General features: G+C 72.3%; 20 protein-coding genes. 8 read left to right on the forward strand and 12 right to left on the reverse strand.

Features of this window, described 5'->3' with window-relative positions:
• Positions 1-57 precede the first annotated feature (57 nt).
• Positions 58-1,056, reverse strand: a complete 999-nt coding sequence (locus tag ACWFR1_RS06220; RefSeq protein WP_453547049.1) for an endonuclease/exonuclease/phosphatase family protein — start codon at positions 1,054-1,056, stop codon at positions 58-60.
• Between the two features lie 124 nt (positions 1,057-1,180).
• On the opposite strand from ACWFR1_RS06220, the gene ACWFR1_RS06225 reads away from it, so the two are divergent.
• Positions 1,181-1,591, forward strand: coding sequence for a DUF4259 domain-containing protein (locus ACWFR1_RS06225; protein WP_453547051.1), 411 nt, complete (start codon positions 1,181-1,183; stop codon positions 1,589-1,591).
• A gap of 4 nt (positions 1,592-1,595) precedes the next feature.
• On the opposite strand, the gene ACWFR1_RS06230 is transcribed toward ACWFR1_RS06225, so the two are convergent.
• The 3 genes from ACWFR1_RS06230 to ACWFR1_RS06240 are packed head-to-tail and all read right to left on the reverse strand — an operon-like array spanning position 1,596 to position 3,110.
• Complete coding sequence (locus ACWFR1_RS06230; protein ID WP_453547053.1) at positions 1,596-2,027, reverse strand: hypothetical protein; 432 nt, start codon at positions 2,025-2,027, stop codon at positions 1,596-1,598.
• A 2-nt stretch (positions 2,028-2,029) separates the two neighbouring features.
• Positions 2,030-2,302 (reverse strand): DUF397 domain-containing protein, encoded by a 273-nt coding sequence (locus tag ACWFR1_RS06235; RefSeq protein ID WP_453547056.1) that lies wholly within the window; start codon positions 2,300-2,302, stop codon positions 2,030-2,032.
• Positions 2,271-3,110 carry a helix-turn-helix domain-containing protein gene (locus ACWFR1_RS06240; RefSeq protein ID WP_453547058.1) on the reverse strand — a complete coding sequence of 280 codons (840 nt, stop codon included), beginning with the start codon at positions 3,108-3,110 and terminating at the stop codon, positions 2,271-2,273. The genes ACWFR1_RS06235 and ACWFR1_RS06240 overlap by 32 nt, the downstream gene beginning before the upstream one ends.
• Positions 3,111-3,194: 84 nt before the next feature.
• Between ACWFR1_RS06240 and ACWFR1_RS06245 the strand changes: the two genes are divergently transcribed.
• The gene (locus ACWFR1_RS06245) at positions 3,195-3,602 is read left to right on the forward strand and encodes an ATP-binding protein (RefSeq protein ID WP_453547060.1); all 408 of its coding nucleotides are present in this window, start codon (positions 3,195-3,197) and stop codon (positions 3,600-3,602) included.
• Positions 3,603-3,662: 60 nt separating this feature from the next.
• Complete coding sequence (locus ACWFR1_RS06250; RefSeq protein WP_453547062.1) at positions 3,663-4,295, forward strand: class I SAM-dependent methyltransferase; 633 nt, start codon at positions 3,663-3,665, stop codon at positions 4,293-4,295.
• Between the two features lie 25 nt (positions 4,296-4,320).
• Here the strand turns inward: ACWFR1_RS06250 and ACWFR1_RS06255 are convergent, their stop codons facing one another.
• Positions 4,321-5,943 carry a hypothetical protein gene (locus ACWFR1_RS06255; protein ID WP_453547064.1) on the reverse strand — a complete coding sequence of 541 codons (1,623 nt, stop codon included), beginning with the start codon at positions 5,941-5,943 and terminating at the stop codon, positions 4,321-4,323.
• A 634-nt stretch (positions 5,944-6,577) separates the two neighbouring features.
• On the opposite strand from ACWFR1_RS06255, the gene ACWFR1_RS06260 reads away from it, so the two are divergent.
• The 3 genes from ACWFR1_RS06260 to ACWFR1_RS06270 all read left to right on the forward strand — a co-directional run bounded on the left by ACWFR1_RS06260 (position 6,578) and on the right by ACWFR1_RS06270 (position 9,606).
• Complete coding sequence (locus tag ACWFR1_RS06260) at positions 6,578-7,489, forward strand: N-acetylmuramoyl-L-alanine amidase (RefSeq protein WP_453547067.1); 912 nt, start codon at positions 6,578-6,580, stop codon at positions 7,487-7,489.
• A gap of 112 nt (positions 7,490-7,601) precedes the next feature.
• Positions 7,602-8,483 (forward strand): hypothetical protein, encoded by an 882-nt coding sequence (locus ACWFR1_RS06265; protein WP_453547069.1) that lies wholly within the window; start codon positions 7,602-7,604, stop codon positions 8,481-8,483.
• Between the two features lie 112 nt (positions 8,484-8,595).
• Entirely contained in the window at positions 8,596-9,606 is a 1,011-nt protein-coding gene (locus ACWFR1_RS06270; RefSeq protein ID WP_453547071.1) for an LLM class F420-dependent oxidoreductase, read from the forward strand.
• Between the two features lie 4 nt (positions 9,607-9,610).
• On the opposite strand, the gene ACWFR1_RS06275 is transcribed toward ACWFR1_RS06270, so the two are convergent.
• The 4 genes from ACWFR1_RS06275 to ACWFR1_RS06290 form a co-directional block, all read right to left on the reverse strand.
• The gene (locus ACWFR1_RS06275; protein ID WP_453547073.1) at positions 9,611-10,162 is read right to left on the reverse strand and encodes a hypothetical protein; all 552 of its coding nucleotides are present in this window, start codon (positions 10,160-10,162) and stop codon (positions 9,611-9,613) included.
• A 96-nt stretch (positions 10,163-10,258) separates the two neighbouring features.
• Entirely contained in the window at positions 10,259-11,347 is a 1,089-nt protein-coding gene (locus tag ACWFR1_RS06280) for a prenyltransferase (RefSeq protein ID WP_453547075.1), read from the reverse strand.
• Entirely contained in the window at positions 11,344-12,090 is a 747-nt protein-coding gene (locus tag ACWFR1_RS06285; protein WP_453547077.1) for a class I SAM-dependent methyltransferase, read from the reverse strand. Before ACWFR1_RS06285 ends, ACWFR1_RS06280 begins: the two co-directional genes overlap by 4 nt.
• Positions 12,091-12,235: 145 nt before the next feature.
• Positions 12,236-13,570 carry a glycosyltransferase family 4 protein gene (locus ACWFR1_RS06290; protein ID WP_453547079.1) on the reverse strand — a complete coding sequence of 445 codons (1,335 nt, stop codon included), beginning with the start codon at positions 13,568-13,570 and terminating at the stop codon, positions 12,236-12,238.
• Positions 13,571-13,807: 237 nt separating this feature from the next.
• On the opposite strand from ACWFR1_RS06290, the gene ACWFR1_RS06295 reads away from it, so the two are divergent.
• On the forward strand, positions 13,808-14,446 hold the full coding sequence (locus ACWFR1_RS06295) for a TetR family transcriptional regulator (protein ID WP_453547081.1): 639 nt from the start codon (positions 13,808-13,810) through the stop codon (positions 14,444-14,446).
• 63 nt (positions 14,447-14,509) lie between these two features.
• Here ACWFR1_RS06295 and ACWFR1_RS06300 read toward each other — a convergent pair whose 3' ends face one another.
• From ACWFR1_RS06300 to ACWFR1_RS06310, 3 genes are all read right to left on the reverse strand, one after another.
• Positions 14,510-15,040: a hypothetical protein gene (locus ACWFR1_RS06300; protein ID WP_453547083.1), complete on the reverse strand. Its 531-nt coding sequence runs from the start codon at positions 15,038-15,040 to the stop codon at positions 14,510-14,512.
• 140 nt (positions 15,041-15,180) lie between these two features.
• A complete protein-coding gene (locus ACWFR1_RS06305) occupies positions 15,181-15,414 on the reverse strand; it encodes a ferredoxin (RefSeq protein ID WP_453547085.1) in 234 nt (77 codons plus the stop codon).
• Positions 15,414-16,886: an aldehyde dehydrogenase gene (locus ACWFR1_RS06310; protein WP_453547087.1), complete on the reverse strand. Its 1,473-nt coding sequence runs from the start codon at positions 16,884-16,886 to the stop codon at positions 15,414-15,416. Before ACWFR1_RS06310 ends, ACWFR1_RS06305 begins: the two co-directional genes overlap by 1 nt.
• Before the next feature lie 130 nt (positions 16,887-17,016).
• Between ACWFR1_RS06310 and ACWFR1_RS06315 the strand changes: the two genes are divergently transcribed.
• Positions 17,017-18,054 (forward strand): MBL fold metallo-hydrolase, encoded by a 1,038-nt coding sequence (locus tag ACWFR1_RS06315; RefSeq protein ID WP_453547089.1) that lies wholly within the window; start codon positions 17,017-17,019, stop codon positions 18,052-18,054.
• Positions 18,055-18,181 lie beyond the last annotated feature (127 nt).

The raw sequence follows: 18,181 nt of genomic DNA on the forward strand, positions 1-18,181 counted from the left end.
GAAGGTCAGAAAGGCTTTTGGGTACAGGAATCCAGTCCAGGGCGACGCGGTCCGGGACTACTGCTCCCAGGCCGCCGCGCCGCGGAGGAGGTGGTGGTCGGACAGCCCCGACGCGCAGGGCAGCGCGTCTCCCTGCACGGTCTTGAACCACTCGTAGCTCAGGAAGACGTAGTCGATCTTGCTGGTCTCGGAGGTGTGGTCCGAGCAGGCCGGGCTGGCGGTCTCCTCACCGCTGCGACAGCGAACCGTCGTCTCGGGGGCGCAGTCGTCCCCGGCGAACTCCGCCTGGTCGTTCTCGTCGACCTCCTGGAACCGGCCGGTCGAACCCGTCCCGTGGTTGTAGACGGTGTTCATGTCGGCGTGCTCGGGACGCTGGTTGAAGTCCCCCGCGAGGACCACGGGCTCGCCGTCCTTCCTGGCGCCCTCGACGAGTTCGGTCACCTTCGGGATCTGGAGGGCCGTGGTCGCGTCGTGCGGGTCGATGTGGGTGTTGCAGGCCCTGACCACCCGGCCGTCCAGACCGGCCTGGGTGCACAGGAGGATGCGGTCCTCCGTCGGCGTCGTGACCACCTCGGGGAGGAAGGTGACGGTCCGCGTACCGGCGACGATCGAGCCCTCCCCCTTCGAGAAGATCGCCAGACCGAAACGACGGTCGACCGGATCCCACTGGTCACAGTCGGAGGCGGCCGAGAGCGACGCGCCCCACACGGTCTCGTAGCTGGCGTTCCCCACGCGCCGCTGCGGCGTCAGCGCGTCACGGATCATCTTCCACTGCCCGTAGCAGAGCTCCTGGAGCATGACCAGGTCGGAGTCCCAGGCGTCGATCTCCGCCACCAGCCCGGACACCCACGCGGACCTGGCCGCGGCCAGCTCCGTCGCCGTCGCCCCCTCCGCCGCGATGGGGCACTTCGCCCCGCACACGTTGTACGAGATGAAGCGCAGCGGCTTCGCGGTCTCGGGGGTGACCACGTCGGCTTGGACGGGGCCGGCCCCGGCGCCGAGGAGCAGACCTATCGAGAAGAGCGCGGCAAGCAGCGCTCTGAACGACGCGCGCATGGGCACGTCCTTTCATGATCGGTAACGGACGGCGCATCCTCGCATGTCCGCCCGGACGCCGGGGCGTTGTCAGTGGCCCCTGCCACGATGCCCGCAGAACACGAACAGAGGGAGCGAGCACACCATGGGTACGTGGGACATCGGACCGTTCGACAACGACACCGCCGCCGACTTCTCGGCGCGGGTGGACGAGGCCCCACCGGAGAAGCGGGCGGAGGTGCTGCGCGCGGCCTTCCACGAGGTGACCGCGACCGGCGACGACGACTACCTGGACTCGTACGAGGCGGTGCAGGCCATCGCGTCGGCGGCGCTGGTCGCCGCGCAGTGCCCGGGCGGAGACCCGGTGACGACCGCGTACGGCCCGAAGGAGCCCCTGCCCGAACTCCCGGCGGAGCTGCGTCCGCTCGCCGTCGCGGCGCTGGACAGGGTCCTCACCCCGGAGTCGGAGCTCCTGGAGCTGTGGGAGGAGTCGGACGGCGAGGAGTGGAAGGCGGGCGTACGGAAGCTCCGGGCGGTCCTGACGGGGGCCGCCTGACCCGTCAACGGTCGCCGAAGCGACGCCGCCCGGCGAGGACGACGCTCGTGACGGTCGCGGCGACGGCGGTCACGCCGAGGGCGAGGAGACCGGGATTGACCCACCACGGGACGATCTCCTCGCCGGCGCACACCAGGCTGACGGGGAGTGCGCTGCTGGAGTCGGGGACGGCGTTGTGTCCCGCGTTGAACCAGCACGCGTCCTCGGGAAAGAGGAACGGCAGGTACGACATGCCGTACAGATGCAGCGCGCCGCCCGCGACGTACGCGAGCCCGGCGATCCAGGCGGCCTTCTTGGCGGGGGTGCGGCGGGGGCGGGGCGGGTCGGGCTCCGGCAGGGCGTCGCCCCGCCGGGCCCGGACGAGGCCGACGTAGGTGATCCCCGCCCAGGCCGGCAGGCCGATGACGAGGACCATGGTTCCTATGAGGGTCGCCACGGTCAGCGCCCGATACGTCCCTCGGCGGCGGCCCGCACGAAGGCCGTGAAGGCGGCGGGCCGGGCGAGAAAGGCGGGGCCTTCGGGGCGCTTGGAGTCACGGATGGCGATGTGGGCGTCGAGGTCGGCGACTTCGATGCATTCGCCGCCGTTGGGGCCACTGAACGAGGACTTGCGCCAGGCGGCGGTGCCGAGCGGGGCGCACTCGACGCAGTCGCCGCCATCGGAGCCGCTGTACGAGGATTTACGCCACCGCAGGTCCTGGCTGGTGCCCATACCGCTCCCTCATCACACGTTCGATCAGCGTCGCCGAGGCCTCCCGGGAGAGGGCCGAGGCTTGCAGCCGAGCGTAGCCGACAGACCGCTCCCTGATCACTTGCGGATGAGCGGTCATATGCCCCCCACCGCAGACCGGCGCGTAGAAGAGGTCCGGGTCGTCGTCGAAGCGCAGAAGATTGAACGAACCCATCATCGCCGAGTGCTGCCCCACCTCGAAGGGAAGCACCTGCACCTGGATCCACGGATGGTCCAGGAACCCCAACAAGTGGGCGAGTTGGTTTCGCATGACCTCGGCGCCGCCGATCTCCCGGTACAGCACCGCCTCGTCGAGCACGACGCACAGCACCGGCGGATGCTCGCGCTCCAAGATGCGCTGGCGTTCCATCCGGGCCGCCACCAACTCGTCCAGCCGCCCCGGGTTGTCGACGCACAGCACCGCCCGGGCGTACGGCTCCGTCTGGAGCAGGCCGTAGACCAGTTGCGACTGGTACGTCGAGATGTACGTCGCCTTCGCTTCCATCTCCGCGTACGGCTGGAACCACGTCGGCAGCTGGCTCTTCAGCACCAGCCCGATCAGCCGCGAGAACACCCCGCCCGTCAGCAGCGCCGCATCCAGCTGCTCCGAGAAGCGTCGCGTGGGGACCTTCTTCGCCGTCTCTATCTGGCCGATCAGCGACGCCGTGCAGAAGACGATGTCACCCAACTGCTGCTGATTGAGGCCGGCCTCCTCCCTCAGGCGGCGGAGTTCGGATCCGTAGTAGTCCAGCGGCGAGGCGCTGGGATCCAGGTTCCGGATGTTGACCACGGCGAGGTCACCCCCAAGCTCACGCGGTGAGGCGTTGCGTTCAGTCCGTAGCCGAGCGTAACGACAGCACTCCACCCTGGTGGCATGAATCACGCAACTGACCTCTATCCCCCGGTAATTGCCACCAGCTACCGGATGGGTTTCACCGTGGGTGAGCACTCGGCCGGTCACATGCGCCGCATCCTGCGCATCTTCCTCACGCGGTGGGAACTCGACCGGCTCTCCGATTCCGGCGCGCTCGCGCTCACCGAGCTCGTCGCGAACGTCGTCCGGCACGTGCCCGGTCGGCGGTGTTCCGTGCTGATGCTGTGGGAGCCGTACGGGCTGCGGGTGGAGGTCGCGGACGGCGTGCCCGGGACGGTGATCGCGAAGCTCGCGGGGCCGCTGGAGGAGAGCGGGCGGGGGCTGGTGCTGGTGGAGGCGGTGACGGACCGGTGGGGAGCGGAGGAGGCGGCCGACGGGAAGACGGTGTGGTTCGAGTGCGACGGGTAGGGCACGCGTAGGGCACGATGGGCGCCCGTACCCGCGTACTACTCGCCAGTAGGAGACACCATGTCCGTGCCCGCGCCCGAGATCCTGGCCGCCTTCGACGCCGCGAAGGGCTTCATGCCCGCCGGGGAGGGCCTCGCGCTGTACAAGGCGGCCACGGAGGCCGCGAAGCTCGGGCTGCCGCTGCTGGAGGTCGGGACGTACTGCGGGCGGTCCACGATCCTCCTCGCCGACGTGGCCCGGCAGGCGGGGACGGTCGCGGTGACCGTGGACCACCACCGGGGCAGCGAGGAGCAGCAGCCGGGCTGGGAGTACCACGACCCGAGCGTCGTCGATCCGGAGGTCGGGCTGATGGACACGCTCCCCACCTTCCGCCGGACGCTGCACAAGGCCGGTCTTGAGGAGCACGTCGTCGCGGTCGTCGGCCGGTCGCCGCTGGTCGCGAAGGCGTGGGGCGGGCAGCTCGGGCTGGTGTTCATCGACGGCGGGCACACCGACGAGCACGCCACGAACGACTACGAGGGCTGGGCCCCCAAGGTCGCCCCCGGGGGCCTGCTCGTCATCCATGACGTCTTCCCGAACCCGGAGGACGGCGGCCAGGCGCCGTACCGGATCTACCTGCGCGCCCTGGAGTCCGGCGACTTCGAGGAGATCTCGGTCACCGACTCGCTGCGGGTCCTGCGCCGCCGGGGCTGACGCGGGACCCGAAGCGGGCGTGACGTCAGAACCCTGACGTCACGTACAGGCAGTTGGTGTAGCTGTAGCCCGGTTCGATCTTCGCCTTGCTGGTCTTGGTGTCCCCCGCCGTGGAGGTGCCGGTGGTCGCCCGCTTCTGGAGGAAGTGGTAGTCGCCGGCGGGCAGCAGCAGGGTCGCCTTCGGGTACTTCGAGGACGGCCCGGTGCAGGCCTTGACCTTCTTGCCCTGGGAGAAGATCGGCCCCGGGTACTTGGTGCAGGTGGCGCAGGCCTTGAGCGTGACCTTGCCGGTCATCGGGCCGGTGTAGAGCAGCTCGACCTCACCGGGGCCGTCGTTGCTCACCACCATGATCATCCGGGTGCCGCCGGGCACCTCCGACGGGGGCAGCTTCTTGCCGGCGGCCGGCTCCTCGTCGGCGATCTCGGCCGCGATGGCGATGGAGCGGGCGTGCGCGGCCTGCGGGCTGTCCGGGTACGCCTTGGCGTACTCGGTCATGGTCTTGGCCGCCTCCTCGAACTCCTTGTCCTTGAACTGGTCGCTCCCGCAGGCGAAGTCACCCCGCTGGGCCGCCTCCTTCGCCTCGCGGGTGGCGCCGTCGAGAGAGGGGTCCGTCATGGCCCGGAGGGACGTCCGGAGCGTGTGGAGCTCGGCGGTGACCTCGCAGGGCTCGGTGCCGCTGTCGAGCGCGGTCGTACGGGTCTTGAGCGCCGCCCGGACGGCCGGCTCGACGCGGGTGGCGTGCGAGGACTTCGGGAAGGTGCCGAGGAGCTCGTTGAGGCTCGTCTCGGCGGTCGGTGTGGCGGTCGACACACCGAGCGCCGACGTCCCGCACTCGTAGAGGGAGTGGGCCAGCGGCTCGTCGGTCTTCGCGGGGCGGGCGCCCAGGAGCTCCTTGTCGAACGAGTCGGCGAGCCCCCGCAGGTGCTTGAGCGGGGCGATCGCCTCGCAGTACATCGTGTTCTTGTACGGGTAGGACACCGTCTCGTAGTACGCGTCGAGCCGCTCGGGGACCAGCTTCCCGGCTCGCGAGCCCGCCTGCTTCGTGCCGAGGTCCTCGTACACGTCAAGCGCCTTGGCGAAGATCGGCTGGGCCTTGTCGAAGGCCAGGCCGTCGGCCGACTTCACCTGGGCGTCCGCGGCGGCGAGCCGGTCGAGGAGCGCCTGCTCGCGCGCCTCGTCGCGGGCCGCCCCGTAGGCGAGCGAACCGCCCGCGGGGACGGCGAGCAGGACGACGGCGAGCGGGAGCGCGAGGCGCCGGAAGGAGGCGCCGAGGCGGAGCGTCGCGCGCAGGCCCCGCCGGGCGCCGTCGGCGGCGACGACGAGCAGGAAGGCGCCGTAGCCGATGAGGACACCCGGGGGCACGCCGTCGACGTCGGCGGGGAGCACCAGGACGAGCAGGGCCACGGTGGCGGCCCAGCAGAGCGCGGCGCCGATCCAGTTGCGCAGGAAGACGTAACCGAGGCCCAGGCAGGAGAGGTTGAGCAGGCCGATCAGGGCGGCCTGGGCCGGGTTCGCCTCGCCGCGCGGCCCGGAGCCGGGCGGCGGACCGTACCCGGGCGGTGCGGCGGGCGGCGGCGGCAGTGTGCCCGCGCCCGCCCAGCCGGGCACGGTCGCGGGGCCGGTGGCGGCGCCGGTGCCGGGCGGCACGGGCGCGGGTCCGTATCCGTGCCCGGGCCCTTGCCCGTATCCCGGCCCGGACCCCTGGCCCTGTCCCGGCCCGTACCCCTGGCCCTGTCCCGGCCCGTACCCCTGGCCCTGTCCCGGCCCGTACCCCTGGCCGTATCCCGGCCCCGACTCCTGCCCGGACCCCTGGCCCTGCCCCTGCCCTTGACCCTGCCCGGACCCCTGGCCCTGTCCCTGCCCCTGCCCGGCCCCGGAGCCGGTCGGCGGGCCGAAGCCGGGAGCCGCCGGAGCTCCCTCGGCCGAGGCGCTCGGAGCCGGTCCGCTCGGCGGCGGGGCCTCCCAGGGCGCCGGAGCCCCGAAGCCCCCACCCGTACCACTGCCGCTACCGGCACCACTCGCCCCACCGGGCATCCCCTGCGGCGGTCTGTCTAACGATCCGTCTCCCGGAATGCGGTCGGACGGCTCGGGACGTGCGTCGTTCGGTTCTTCCCCCACCACGGTTCCCCCTCGTGGGTCCATGCGCGGTGACACCCCACCGTCGCCTCGTACACCTACCCTTCACCGTCCGCGCACACGCGTCCACGGTTCCACGAAGCGGTGACCAACCTGCGACCTGGGGCTCCCCGCATTCGCCCCGCGCAGGGCCTAAAGTCGCGGGGTGCCGTACGACCACCGGAAGACCACTCCCCGTACCCTCGCCCTCGCGCTGGCCCTCGCGGGCTGCGGCGCCGCGCTCGCCGGCTGCGGAGCCTCCCAGGCGTCCCAGGCCTCGCCGACGTCCGGGAAGGGCGCGACGCAGACACCGCCGCCCGCCGTGGCCGCCACACCCGGCCAGCCCCGTACATCCAGCGCCCCCTCCCCCACCGCCTCCCAGGGCACCCGCTCCCTCGCCGGCCGGACCGTCGTCGTCGACCCCGGCCACAACCCCGGGAACTTCCGGCACTCCCGGGAGATCAACGCGAAGGTGAACATCGGCACGGGCCGCAAGGAGTGCGACACCACCGGCACCTCCACGAACGGCACCGCCACGCAGGCCGTCTACACGGAGGCCGCCTTCACCCTGGACGTCTCCCACCGGCTGCGGGACCTGCTCGTCGCGCGCGGCGCGAAGGTGGTCCTCACCCAGGACGCGGACCGCCCCTGGGGCCCCTGCATCGACGAGCGCGCCCGGATCGGCAACGAGGCCGGCGCCGACGCCGTCGTCTCCGTCCACGCGGACGGCTCGGCCGTCGGCCACCGCGGCTTCCATGTGATCCTCCCCGCCCGGGTGAGCTCGGGCGCCGCGGACACCGCGCCGATCGTCGGGCCCTCCCGTGAACTCGGGGAGGACATCGCGGACCGCTTCGCGCGCGCGACGGGCACGGCCCCCTCCAACTACCTGGGCTCGGGTACGGGGTTGGACGTCCGTGACGATCTCGGCGGGCTGAATCTCTCAACCGTGCCCAAGGTCTTCGTCGAATGCGGCAATATGCGTGATCCGAAGGACGCCGCGCTGCTGACGTCGGCGGCCTGGCGACAGAAGGCGGCCCAGGGCATCGCGGACGGCATCGGCACCTACCTCAACGGGTAGAACCGGCGAGCGATAGATTCGGTCCGTAACATGGGGCCGCCCCCGTGCCACGACCTTGAGCGCCACCCCGACGCGACGACGACGCGACGACGACCCGACGAAGGACTCTTACGTGAATATCCGCTCCCTCACCCGAGGCGATGGCGTGCTGATCGGTGCAGCGGTGGTGCTGTTCATCGCCTCATTCCTGGGCGTCGCCGGCTGCGACGGCCCCGACTCGTTCTGCGCCCAGTACGAGACCCCCAACGCGTGGGAGGTGTCCTACCTCGGCTGGGGCACCTTCTTCCTCGGCATCGCCGGCGCCGCACTGATCGTCGTCTCCCACGGGCTGCCGCAGCAGCGCAAGGTGGCCGGTCTCGAGCTGGGCCAGGTCGGTGCCGGCTTCACCATCGCCGCCGCGTGGACCCTGCTCATGTGGATCTTCGAGGCGAACAACGCCGGCGCCGGTCTGATCCTCGGCCTGATCGCCGCGCTCGTCGTGGCCGGTGCCGCCGTCGCCGGTCCGCTGGTGCCCGCCCTCAAGGCGCCGCTCGTGGGCGCGCCGCGCCCGCAGACCCCGCAGCCGTACGGCATGCAGCCCGGCCAGCCGGGCCAGCAGGGCGTCGCCGGTGGCTACGGCTACCCGGGTGCGCAGCAGCAGTACGGCACCCCGCAGGACCCGTCGCAGGGTGCGGGCCAGCCGTTCGGCGCGCAGGCCGGCGCCCCGCAGCCGCACGCTCCCCAGCCGCACGCCCCGCAGCAGCCGGAGCCGCAGGCCGCCCAGGCCCCGGCCCCGCAGGCGGCGCAGCCGGCCGCGGACTTCGCGCCGTTCTGGTTCGCGGTGCCGGTCGCCCGTCCGCTGTACGCGGAGGACGGCTCGCAGGCGCCGATCGCCGAACTGGCGCCGGGTACCTGGTACCTCGCGGTCGAGCAGCGCGGCCCGGCCCTGGTGGCCCAGACCCAGGACGGCCGCCGCGGCGTCCTCCAGGACACCACGGGCATCCAGCGCGGCTGACGCGTAGACACGCCTCGGCGGCCCCTCGTCCGGAATCCCTTCCGGGCGGGGGGCCGTTGGCGTACAGTCCCGGAGAACTGAGCTGACGGACCGTCAGAAAGGTTCTCGTGTCATGCGCCTCGGACTCGCTCTCGGCTACTGGGGCCGCGGCCCCTCCCCCGCCCACCTCGACCTCGCCCGCGAGGCCGAGCGGCTCGGGTACGACTCCGTGTGGACGGCGGAGGCCTGGGGCTCCGACGCGTTCACCGCGCTGACCTGGATCGCCGCGCACACCTCGCGCATCCGGCTCGGGACCGCCGTCGCGCAGATGGCCGCCCGCACCCCGACCGCGACCGCGATGCACGCGCTCACGCTCGACCACCTCTCCGGCGGGCGCGTGATGCTGGGGCTCGGCCTGTCCGGGCCGCAGGTCGTCGAGGGCTGGTACGGCCGCCCCTTCCCGCGCTCCCCGCTGACGGCGACCCGCGAGTACGTGGACGTGATCCGGCAGGTCCTGCGCCGCGAGGCCCCCGTCCGGCTCGACGGACGGCACCACTCCCACCCGTACACCGGGGCGGACGGCACCGGCCTCGGCAAGGCCCTCAAGCCGATCACCCACCCGCTCCGGCCGGACCTCCCGGTCCTGCTGGGCGCCGAGGGCCCCAGGAACATCGCGCAGACCCTCACCATCGCCGACGGCTGGCTGCCCCTCTACTGGTCCCCGGACCGCTGGGCCGAGGTGTACACGCTCCCCGACCGCCTCCCGGAGGGCTTCCTGGTGGCCCCCATGGTCCGGGCGCACCTCTGCGACGACGTGGCGGCCGGACTGCTGCCCGTCAAGGCGATGCTCGGCTTCTACATCGGCGGCATGGGGCACGCCGCCCGGAACTTCCACGCCGACCTCATGGGGCGGATGGGGTACGCGAAGGAGGCCGCGCACATCCAGGAGCTGTTCGCGGCGGGGCGGCGCGAGGAGGCCGTGCTCGCCGTGCCGGACGCCTTCGCCGACGAGATCTCGCTCGTCGGTCCCCGCCGGCGGATCGCCGAACGCCTGGAGGCGTGGCGACGGGGCCCGGTCACGGACCTGCTGGTCACGGCACCGGACCCCGCCACGCTCCGCGTACTCGCGGAGCTCAACGCCTGACCGGTCAGCCGCCGCTGAGCTGGGAGGCGCTCGGTACCTTGTCGACGACCTCGGCGCCGGCGCTCTTGCCCGCGTCCTTGACGCTGTTGATGACGGACTCGAAGGCGCCGACGTCCGCGTCCCCCACCTCGCCCTTGCGGAGCTTCGTCCCGAGGTCCTTGAGCGACTCGATCCCGGCCGTGAGCGGCGCGACCGCCTTCGAGAGCAGCGGGTCGCCCTTGGCGTTGTTCGTCGCCGCCTTGAGCCGGTTGTACGTGAACGCGCCCGCGAGGCCCGCCTTCACCAGGGCGAAGGTCCGGCCATCCGCACCCTTGGTGAACTTGCCCGCGCGGTACGGCTTCACGATCCACTGGTACGTGGCACCGGCGGCCAGCCCGGCGTTGGCCACGAACCGCGTCTTGGCCAGCCTCTGCTGCTCGAAGGTGGCCGAGGCCGACGGGGTCGCGGCGCCGCTCCCGCTCTGCGCGTCGGCGTCGTCCTCACAGGCGGCGGTGGTGAGGAGCAGGGCGCAGGACAGGAGCAGCGCCACCACTCCGCGCGAGACACTTCTGGGCACGACAGGACCTCCCTGATGACTGTGGCGTCAGCCTCACCCAGCCCCAGGGTGTCCGCCACTCGGGCGACTCCGAACGGGCCGCCCTGAGCCGTCGCGTCAGGGGCAGCAGTCCGGTTCGAGGCCCGCCGGAAGGCGTTCGCCGCCGAAGACGGCGCCCGTGGCCTCGTCGCCGCCGAGGGCCGCGACCGCGAGCAGCAGGGAGCCCGCGGTCCAGGCCGTCTGCTCCTCCGGCCACATGGCCTTGTCGCTCTCCGTGGCGCCCTCGAAGACGTACCCCGTCCAGTACATGCCGTTCGCCGCGCGCAGGTGCTGGATGTCCTGGAGGATCGTGAGGGCGCGGTCCGATTCGCCCGTCGCCCAGAGCGCGAGGGCGAGTTCGCAGGACTCGCCGCCGGTGACCCACGGGTTCGGGATCACGCACCGCACACCGAGGCCGGGCACGACGAACGCGTCCCAGGCGGCCTCGATACGGGCCGTGGCCTCGGGTCCGGTGACCGCTCCGCCGAGGACCGGGTAGTACCAGTCCATCGAATAGCGGGACTTGTCGAGGAAGCGCTCGGGGTGCCTGCGGATCGCGTGACCCAGCGCGCCCGCCGCCAACTCCCAGTCGGGCTGCGGCTCTTCGCGGGCCTCGGCGATGGCGAGGGCGCAGCGCAGCGCCTGGTGGATGGAGGACGAGCCGGTGAGGAGCGCGTCGGTCACGGCCTCGCCGTCGGGCTCGCGCTTCCAGCCGATCTGGCCGCCGGGCTGCTGGAGTCCGAGGACGAACTCGACGGCCGCGTAGACGACGGGCCACATCCGGTCGAGGAAGGCGTCGTCGCCGGTGGACAAGTAGTGGTGCCAGACGCCGACCGCGATGTACGCGACGAAGTTGGACTCGCGGCTCCGGTCGGTGACGTCGTCCGGGTCGCCGTCGTGGTAGGCCGCGTACCAGGAGCCGTCCGCGTTCTGGTGGCGGGCGAGCCACTCGTAGGCGCGGGTCGCGGCGGCGTGCTCGCCGGCCGCGTCGAGGGCCATGGCCGCCTCGGTGTGGTCCCACGGGTCGAGGTGGTGGCCCCGGAACCACGGTATGGCCCCGTCCTCGCGCTGGACGGCGAGTATCCCGGTGACGGTCTCGGCGGCCTCTTCGGCGGTGAGGACGCCGGGCAGCACGAGGTGCTCGGCGATCCGCTCGGGGCTCGTCACTTGGCCGTGTCCGCGGCGTCGGCCTTCGGGAGGTGGGGCTTGGTCGCGTACGCCACGAAGCTCTTGCCGACCACCGGGTTGAGCAGCTGCTCGGTGACCCGGGTCAGGGCGGGCTTCTTCATGATGTCCCAGACCAGGAGCTTGTGGTAGGCGCGGACCGGCAGCGCCTTGTCGTTGTCGACGCCGAAGGCGCACTTCAGCCACCAGTACGGCGCGTGCAGGGCGTGCGCGTGGTGGGTGCCGTACGGCCTGAGGCCGGCCTGCCGGATCTTGCCGAGGAGCTCGTCGGCCTTGTAGATGCGGATGTGGCCGCCCTCGACCTCGTGGTACGCGTCGGAGAGCGCCCAGCAGATCTTCTCGGGGCCGTAGCGGGGCACGGTGATCGCGATCCGGCCGCCCGGCTTGAGGACGCGGACCATCTCGGCGAGGACGCCCTTGTCGTCCGGGATGTGCTCCATGACCTCGGAGATGATCACGACGTCGAAGGACTCGTCGGGGAAGGGAAGGTTGAGGGCGTCGCCCTCCATCGCGGTGGCCGTCGCCCCGGCGGGGGCCTCCCCGGCCTCCTTCATCGCCGCGAACCACTTGGCGACCTCGCGGATCTCCTCGCCGTTCTGGTCGAGGGCCACGACCTGGGCGCCGCGCCGGTAGCACTCGAAGGCGTGCCGGCCCGCACCGCAGCCCAGATCGAGCACGCGGTCGCCGGGGGCGAGCGGGAAGCGGGTGAAGTCGACGGTCAGCACGAGGGCCTGCCTTCGTGGTCGGGACGGGGGTGGTGCGCGTGCGGAGAACGGAGAGACTGCGGAGAGCGGGGAGATCGATGAGATCCGGAGGAGCGCGGAGAGCCGGGAGGGTGCGGAGGGCCGGGAAGGTCCGCGAGCCGGACGGTCACCTGCGGACGCCCTGACGGGCTCCCTGGCGCTCGACGGCCTCGCGGTAGAGGTCCGCCGTGCCCTGGGCCGCGCGGGCCCAGGTGAAACGCTCCAGGACCCGGGCGCGGCCCGCCGCGCCGAGTCGGGCCCGGAGCTCGGCGTCACCGAGGACTCGGCCCAGCGCCGCAGCCAGCGCGCCCGCGTCGCCCGGCGGCACCGCGAGGCAGGTCTCGCCGTCGGCGCCCGCGACCTCGGGGATCGCGCCGCCGGTGGTAGCGACGAGCGGTGTCCCGGTGGCCATGGCCTCGGCGGCGGGCAGCGAGAAGCCCTCGTACAGCGACGGCACGCAGGAGACCTGCGCGGACCGCACCAGGTCGACGAGCTCCGTGTCGCTGATGCCCTTGACGAACTCGACGGCGCCCTCGAGCCCGTACCGCTCGATGGCCTGCGCGACGGGGCCGTCCTCGGCGCGCTTGCCGACGACGACGAGATGGGCGTCGGGGCGCTCGGTGCGGAGCTTGGCGAGCGCCTCGATCAGGTGGATCAGGCCCTTGAGCGGGACGTCGGCGCTGGAGGTGGTGACGATCCGGCCGGGGATCTCGGCGACGGCCGCGTCCGGGGACCAGAGCGTGGTGTCGGCGCCGATGTGGACGACCCGGATGCGGTCCTCGCGTACGCCGAGGTGCTCGACGATCTCCTGGCGGGAGGTGCCGGAGACGGTGAGGACGGACGGCATCCGGCGGGCGACGCGCTTCTGCATGCGGGTGAAGGCGTACCAGCGGCGGACGGAGGCGCGGCGCTTCCAGTCGGCGGCGGCGTCGAGTTCGAGCTGCCGGTCGACGGTGATGGGGTGGTGGATCGTGGTGACGAGCGGCGCGCCCAGGGCGCGGGTGCCGCCGAGGAGGCCGTAGCCGAGGGTCTGGTTGTCGTGGACGACGTCGAAGTCGCCGCGGCGGGCGGCGAGCATGCGCCGGGCCCGCAGGGAGAAGGTGAGCGGCTCGGGGAAGCCGCCGGTCCACATGGTGGCGACTTCGAGGCCGTCGATCCAGTCCCGGTACTCGTCGCGCTTCGGCGTCCGGAAGGGGTCCGGGGAGCGGTAGAGGTCGAGGCTGGCGATCTCGGTGAGCGGCACGCCCTCGTCCAGCGTGGGATACGGCTGGGAGCCGATGACCTCGACGCTGTGGCCGAGGCGGGCGAGCTCACGGGAGAGATGGCGGACGTAGACGCCCTGGCCACCGCAGAACGGGTTCCCCTTGTACGTGAGGAGAGCGATCCGCAACGGGCTGTCACCGTCCGTCGCGAGGCCCTGTCGGGGGCTTGCCGGGCTTGCCTCTATGGCTTCCGCGGTCATGCGCGACCCCCTTCGAGCGTGTTTCGCCGGAGCGTAACCGCTCGCGCTAATCTAGAACAAGTTACAGACTTGATCGTTCTCGATCTTCTTGCATGATCTTCTTGATCGCACAGGAGGACAGAATCTACCGGCAGGTAGCCCCGTGGTGAGAGCCGGAACAGGTGATTCGCGCCACGACGGCCGGGCCGCCATACTGTCGCTCCCCACCGCCGCTCCTACCGCACGGAACGGGAACTCATGACCGCAGACAACAGAGCGGGCCTCGGCCCCTCGGCGCCGCCCCTCACGGAGCGCCAGGAGGCGCGGCGACGGCGCATCCTGGACGCCAGCGCCCAGCTCGCGGCGCGGGGCGGCTTCGACGCCGTACAGATGCGGGAGGTCGCCGAGGCGGCCGGGGTGGCCCTCGGCACGCTGTACCGCTACTTCCCGTCCAAGATCCATCTGCTGGTCGCGACGATGCAGGACCAGCTCCAGCACATGCACACCACCCTGCGGAAGCGGCCGCCCGCGGGCACGGACCCGGCGGAGCGGGTCGCGGAGACCCTCATGCGCGCCTTCCGGGCGCTCCAGCGGGAACCGCAGCTCGCCGACGCGATGGTGCGGGCGCTGACCTTCGCGGACCGGGGGGTGAGCCCCGAGGTCGACACGGTGTCGCGGCTGACGACGGCGATCATCCTGGACGCGATGGGGGCGGAGCACCCGAGCCCGCAGCAGCTCTCGGCGGTGCGGGTGATCGAGCACACCTGGCACTCGGCGCTGATCACCTGGCTGTCGGGGCGTGCCTCGATCGCGCAGGTGAAGATCGACATCGAGACGGTCTGCCGGCTGATCGACCTGACGACGCCGGGCGGACCGGAGCCGTCTCCGTCCGGCTGAGGGTGTCCGTCCGTACCCCCGACGTCCGATGGACGGGTCGGGGGCACGGTCGGCTCGGCGGGGTCAGGACGACTGCTTGGCCTTCGCGTTGTCGGCCGCGATCTTCGCCGCGCACTCCGGACCGCCGTCGGCGGCGATGAACATCACCATCTTCAGCGGGCCCTGCGAGTGGTTGCTGGCCTGGAGCGTCCAGCCGCTCTTCTCCAGGGACTTGATCACCGAGCCGTTCTGCTCGTGGTTCCGGAGCTCCTTCCAGCCGCCGCCGGTCAGGGTCGCGACGGTGGCCTTGTAGGACTTGCCCGGGTCCGCGGCCTTCTCGGCGTCGGCCGTCCAGCTGACCATGCAGTCCTTGAGCTCCGGCGCGATGTCCTCGCCCGAGGCGTCCTGCGTGAAGCCGGCCCCCGTCGCCGCGGCCTCCAGCTCCTTGGTGACCGCGGCGCCGTCGAGCCGCTCGCCGCCGCCCGAGCCCGAACCGCCCGTGGCGGCCGCGCCGGCCGAGGACGAACCGCCCTTGTCCGAACCGCCCGCGCCACCGCAACCAGCGACCAGCAGCACGACACCAGCAGCCGCAGCCGCCCACTTCACCTTGCGCACAGCACTCCCAAATACGCACACACAAAGGCCCCTTGCCCCCGTGACCAAGGGCCCAGTTTTGCACAAGGGAACGACAGCGCGGCGCGCTCCGGGTGCGCGTCCCTCCACCACTCCTCCGTCACTCCCCTGTCACTCCCCCGTCATTCCTCCGGCGGGAACACCGGCTCGCCTCCGTCCGCGAGGGCGATCATGATGGCCTCCACCGGACAGCCCTCGGCTGCGGCGAGCAGGGTCTCCCCCGCGTCCACCTCCGGCTCCACCGGATGGGACTGACGGGCCGTGTCCAGCCGGAAGGCGGCCGGGGCGTGGTTGACGCACATGCCGGAGCCGATGCAGACGCTCCGGTCGACCTCGACGTGCCAGCGGTCCCCCATCACGCCCCGCCCGCGGGAGCCTCGTAACCACCGGGCAGGTGGATCATCTTGTGTTCCAGGTACTCGCCGAAGCCCTCGGGGCCGAACTCCCGCCCCAGGCCCGAGTTCTTGTAGCCGCCGAAGGGGCCGAGCATGTCCAGGCTGAAGGTGTTGACGTTGAACGTGCCCGTGCGCACGGACCGGGCGAAGTCGATGCCGTGCTCCACGTCCCCGGTCCAGACGCTGCCGCTGAGCCCGAAGTCGGAGTCGTTCGCGATCCGGAGGGCCTCGGCCTCGTCGCCGTACGGCAGGAGGCAGATGACCGGGCCGAAGATCTCCTCACGGGCGATCCGCATGGAGTTGTCGACGCCGCCGAAGAGGGTCGGCTCGACGTACCAGCCCCGGTCGAGGGCGGCCGGACGCCCGCCGCCCGCGAGGACCTTGGCGCCCTCGGCCTGGCCGATGCCGATGTAGTCGAGGGAGCGCTGCTGCTGGCGCCGGGCGACGAGCGGGCCGACCTGGGTGGCCGGGTCGAGCGGGTCGCCGACGACGAGCGCGCCGGCCGCCGCCGCGAGGGCCTCGGCGATCTCCTCGTAACGGGAGCGCGGGGCGAGGATACGGCTCTGGGCCACGCAGGCCTGACCGTTGTTCATCCAGGCGGCGGGGACGATCCCGGCGACGGTGGCGTCCAGGTCCGCGTCGGGCAGGATCACGGCGGCCGACTTCCCGCCGAGTTCGAGCGTGACGCGGGTGAGGTTGCGGGAGGCCACCTCCATGACCCGCTTGCCGGCCGCGACGGAACCGGTGAAGGAGACCTTGTCGACGCCGGGGTGACCGACGAGGTACTCGCTGACCTCGCGGTCGGCGGGCAGGATGCTGAGCACCCCCTCGGGCAGCCCGGCCTCGGCGGCGATCTCGCCGAGGATGTACGAGTCGAGGGGCGCCTCGGGCGAGGGCTTGAGGACCACGGCGCAGCCGGCGAGCAGCGCGGGCCCCAGCTTGGCGGCGGCGGTGAACTGCGGCACGTTCCACGGGATGACCGCCGCGACCACACCCACCGGCTCGCGCCGGACGAGCAGCGGGCCGAGGACGCCGCCGCGCCGCTCCTCGAAGGCGTAGTCGCGGGCGACGGTGATCGCCGCGTCCCAGACCATCATCGCGCCGAGCGCCTGGGCGAGGACGGACCAGGAGTACGGGGAGCCGTTCTGCGAGCTGATGGAGCGGGCGATCTCCTCGTAGCGGGCGGCGATCGCGTCCTTGATCCGGGTGACGACCGCGATCCGCTCCTCCACGCTCATCCGCGGCCAGGGCCCCTCGTCGAAGGCCCGGCGAGCGGCGGCGACGGCCCGGTCGACATCGGCCGGTGAGGCGTGCGGGACACGCCCGATGACCTCCTCGGTGTGCGGCGAGATCACCTCGATGACCGCGTCGCCGAGCGGATCGGTCAACTCCCCGCCGATGAACAGCTTTCCGTGCTCCACAAGCTCGGTCATGACCGCGGCCTCCCGAGGAGATGAAAATCTCTGACGATGTCTCAGAACTAGAACTGATACCAGTTCTAGTTATGATGGGCAACGGAACGAGCAGGCTCCGCACGGTCTTTGGAGAGATGAGGGCGCCCACATGACCCAGGTGACCGAGCACGGCGGAGGCGTCTGGTCCCTGCGGGTCCCCATCCCGGACAACCCGCTCGGCCACACCCTGGTCCACGTCCTCGACACCGACCGCGGGCCGGTCCTCGTCGACACCGGCTGGGACGACCCGGCCTCCTGGGACGAACTCACCGGCGGCCTCGTCGCCTTGGGCCTGTCGGTCCAGGAGATCCACGGGGTCGTCATCACCCACCACCACCCCGACCACCACGGCCTCTCCGGCCGGGTCCGCGAGGAGTCCGGGGCCTGGATCGCCATGCACGCCGCCGACACGGCCGTCGTCCGCCGCACCCGCGAGGCCGAACCCGGCACCTGGTTCGACTACATGGTCCACAAGCTGACCGCCGTCGGCGCCCCCGAGGAGCACGTCGCCCCGCTGCGGGCCGCCCGGGCCTCCGGCCGGATGCGGACCCTGCCGGGGCTGCGCTCCGCCGTCCCCGACCGCGAGATCGTCCCCGGCGAGCTCCTCGACCTCGCCGGCCGGCGGCTGCGCGCGATCTGGACGCCCGGCCACACCCCGGGCCACGTCTGCCTCCACCTGGAGGAGGATCACCCCGCCGGGCTGCCGGGGCACGGCCGGCTCTTCTCCGGCGACCACCTGCTGCCCGGGATCTCCCCGCACATCGGCCTGTACGAGCACCCCGGCGACGTGCACGAGACCGACCCCCTCGGCGACTACCTCGACTCGCTCGAACGCATCGGCCGCCTCGGCGTCGCCGAGGTCCTCCCCGCCCACCAGTACGCGTTCGCCGACGCCGCCGGCCGGGTCGACGAGCTCCTCACCCACCACGAGGAACGCCTCACCGGGCTCCTCCGCCTGCTCGCCACCCCGCTCACCCCCTGGCAGCTCGCCGAGCGGATGGAGTGGAACCGCCCCTGGGCCGACATCCCCCACGGCTCCCGGAACATCGCCGTCAGCGAGGCCGAGGCCCACGTCCGCCGCCTGGTGAAGCTGGGCCGCGCGGAGGCCGTGCCGGGCACGGACCCGGTGACGTACGTCGCGGTGTGAGGTCCCCGCGACGGGGCGGCCTCGGCGTGATGGGAGGTCCCCGCACCGGCCCGGCCTCGGCGTGGTGTGAGGCGCCTCCCACCCCCGGGTGGCGGGCGTACGGGCCGGTACAGTGAGCGGGTCGTCA

The sequence above is a fragment of the Streptomyces sp. NPDC055103 genome, assembly GCF_053607625.1.

What these genes read in the sequence shown, in the direction of transcription:
- ACWFR1_RS06220 (WP_453547049.1), bottom strand. Translation starts at nt 1,056, where the DNA reads ATGCGCGCGTCGTTCAGAGCGCTGCTTGCCGCGCTCTTCTCGATAGGT.
- ACWFR1_RS06310 (WP_453547087.1), bottom strand. Translation starts at nt 16,886, where the DNA reads ATGACCGAGCTTGTGGAGCACGGAAAGCTGTTCATCGGCGGGGAGTTG.
- ACWFR1_RS06235 (WP_453547056.1), bottom strand. Translation starts at nt 2,302, where the DNA reads ATGGGCACCAGCCAGGACCTGCGGTGGCGTAAATCCTCGTACAGCGGC.
- ACWFR1_RS06290 (WP_453547079.1), bottom strand. Translation starts at nt 13,570, where the DNA reads ATGACCGCGGAAGCCATAGAGGCAAGCCCGGCAAGCCCCCGACAGGGC.
- ACWFR1_RS06270 (WP_453547071.1), top strand. Translation starts at nt 8,596, where the DNA reads ATGCGCCTCGGACTCGCTCTCGGCTACTGGGGCCGCGGCCCCTCCCCC.
- ACWFR1_RS06225 (WP_453547051.1), top strand. Translation starts at nt 1,181, where the DNA reads ATGGGTACGTGGGACATCGGACCGTTCGACAACGACACCGCCGCCGAC.
- ACWFR1_RS06295 (WP_453547081.1), top strand. Translation starts at nt 13,808, where the DNA reads ATGACCGCAGACAACAGAGCGGGCCTCGGCCCCTCGGCGCCGCCCCTC.
- ACWFR1_RS06245 (WP_453547060.1), top strand. Translation starts at nt 3,195, where the DNA reads ATGAATCACGCAACTGACCTCTATCCCCCGGTAATTGCCACCAGCTAC.
- ACWFR1_RS06250 (WP_453547062.1), top strand. Translation starts at nt 3,663, where the DNA reads ATGTCCGTGCCCGCGCCCGAGATCCTGGCCGCCTTCGACGCCGCGAAG.
- ACWFR1_RS06315 (WP_453547089.1), top strand. Translation starts at nt 17,017, where the DNA reads ATGACCCAGGTGACCGAGCACGGCGGAGGCGTCTGGTCCCTGCGGGTC.
- ACWFR1_RS06305 (WP_453547085.1), bottom strand. Translation starts at nt 15,414, where the DNA reads ATGGGGGACCGCTGGCACGTCGAGGTCGACCGGAGCGTCTGCATCGGC.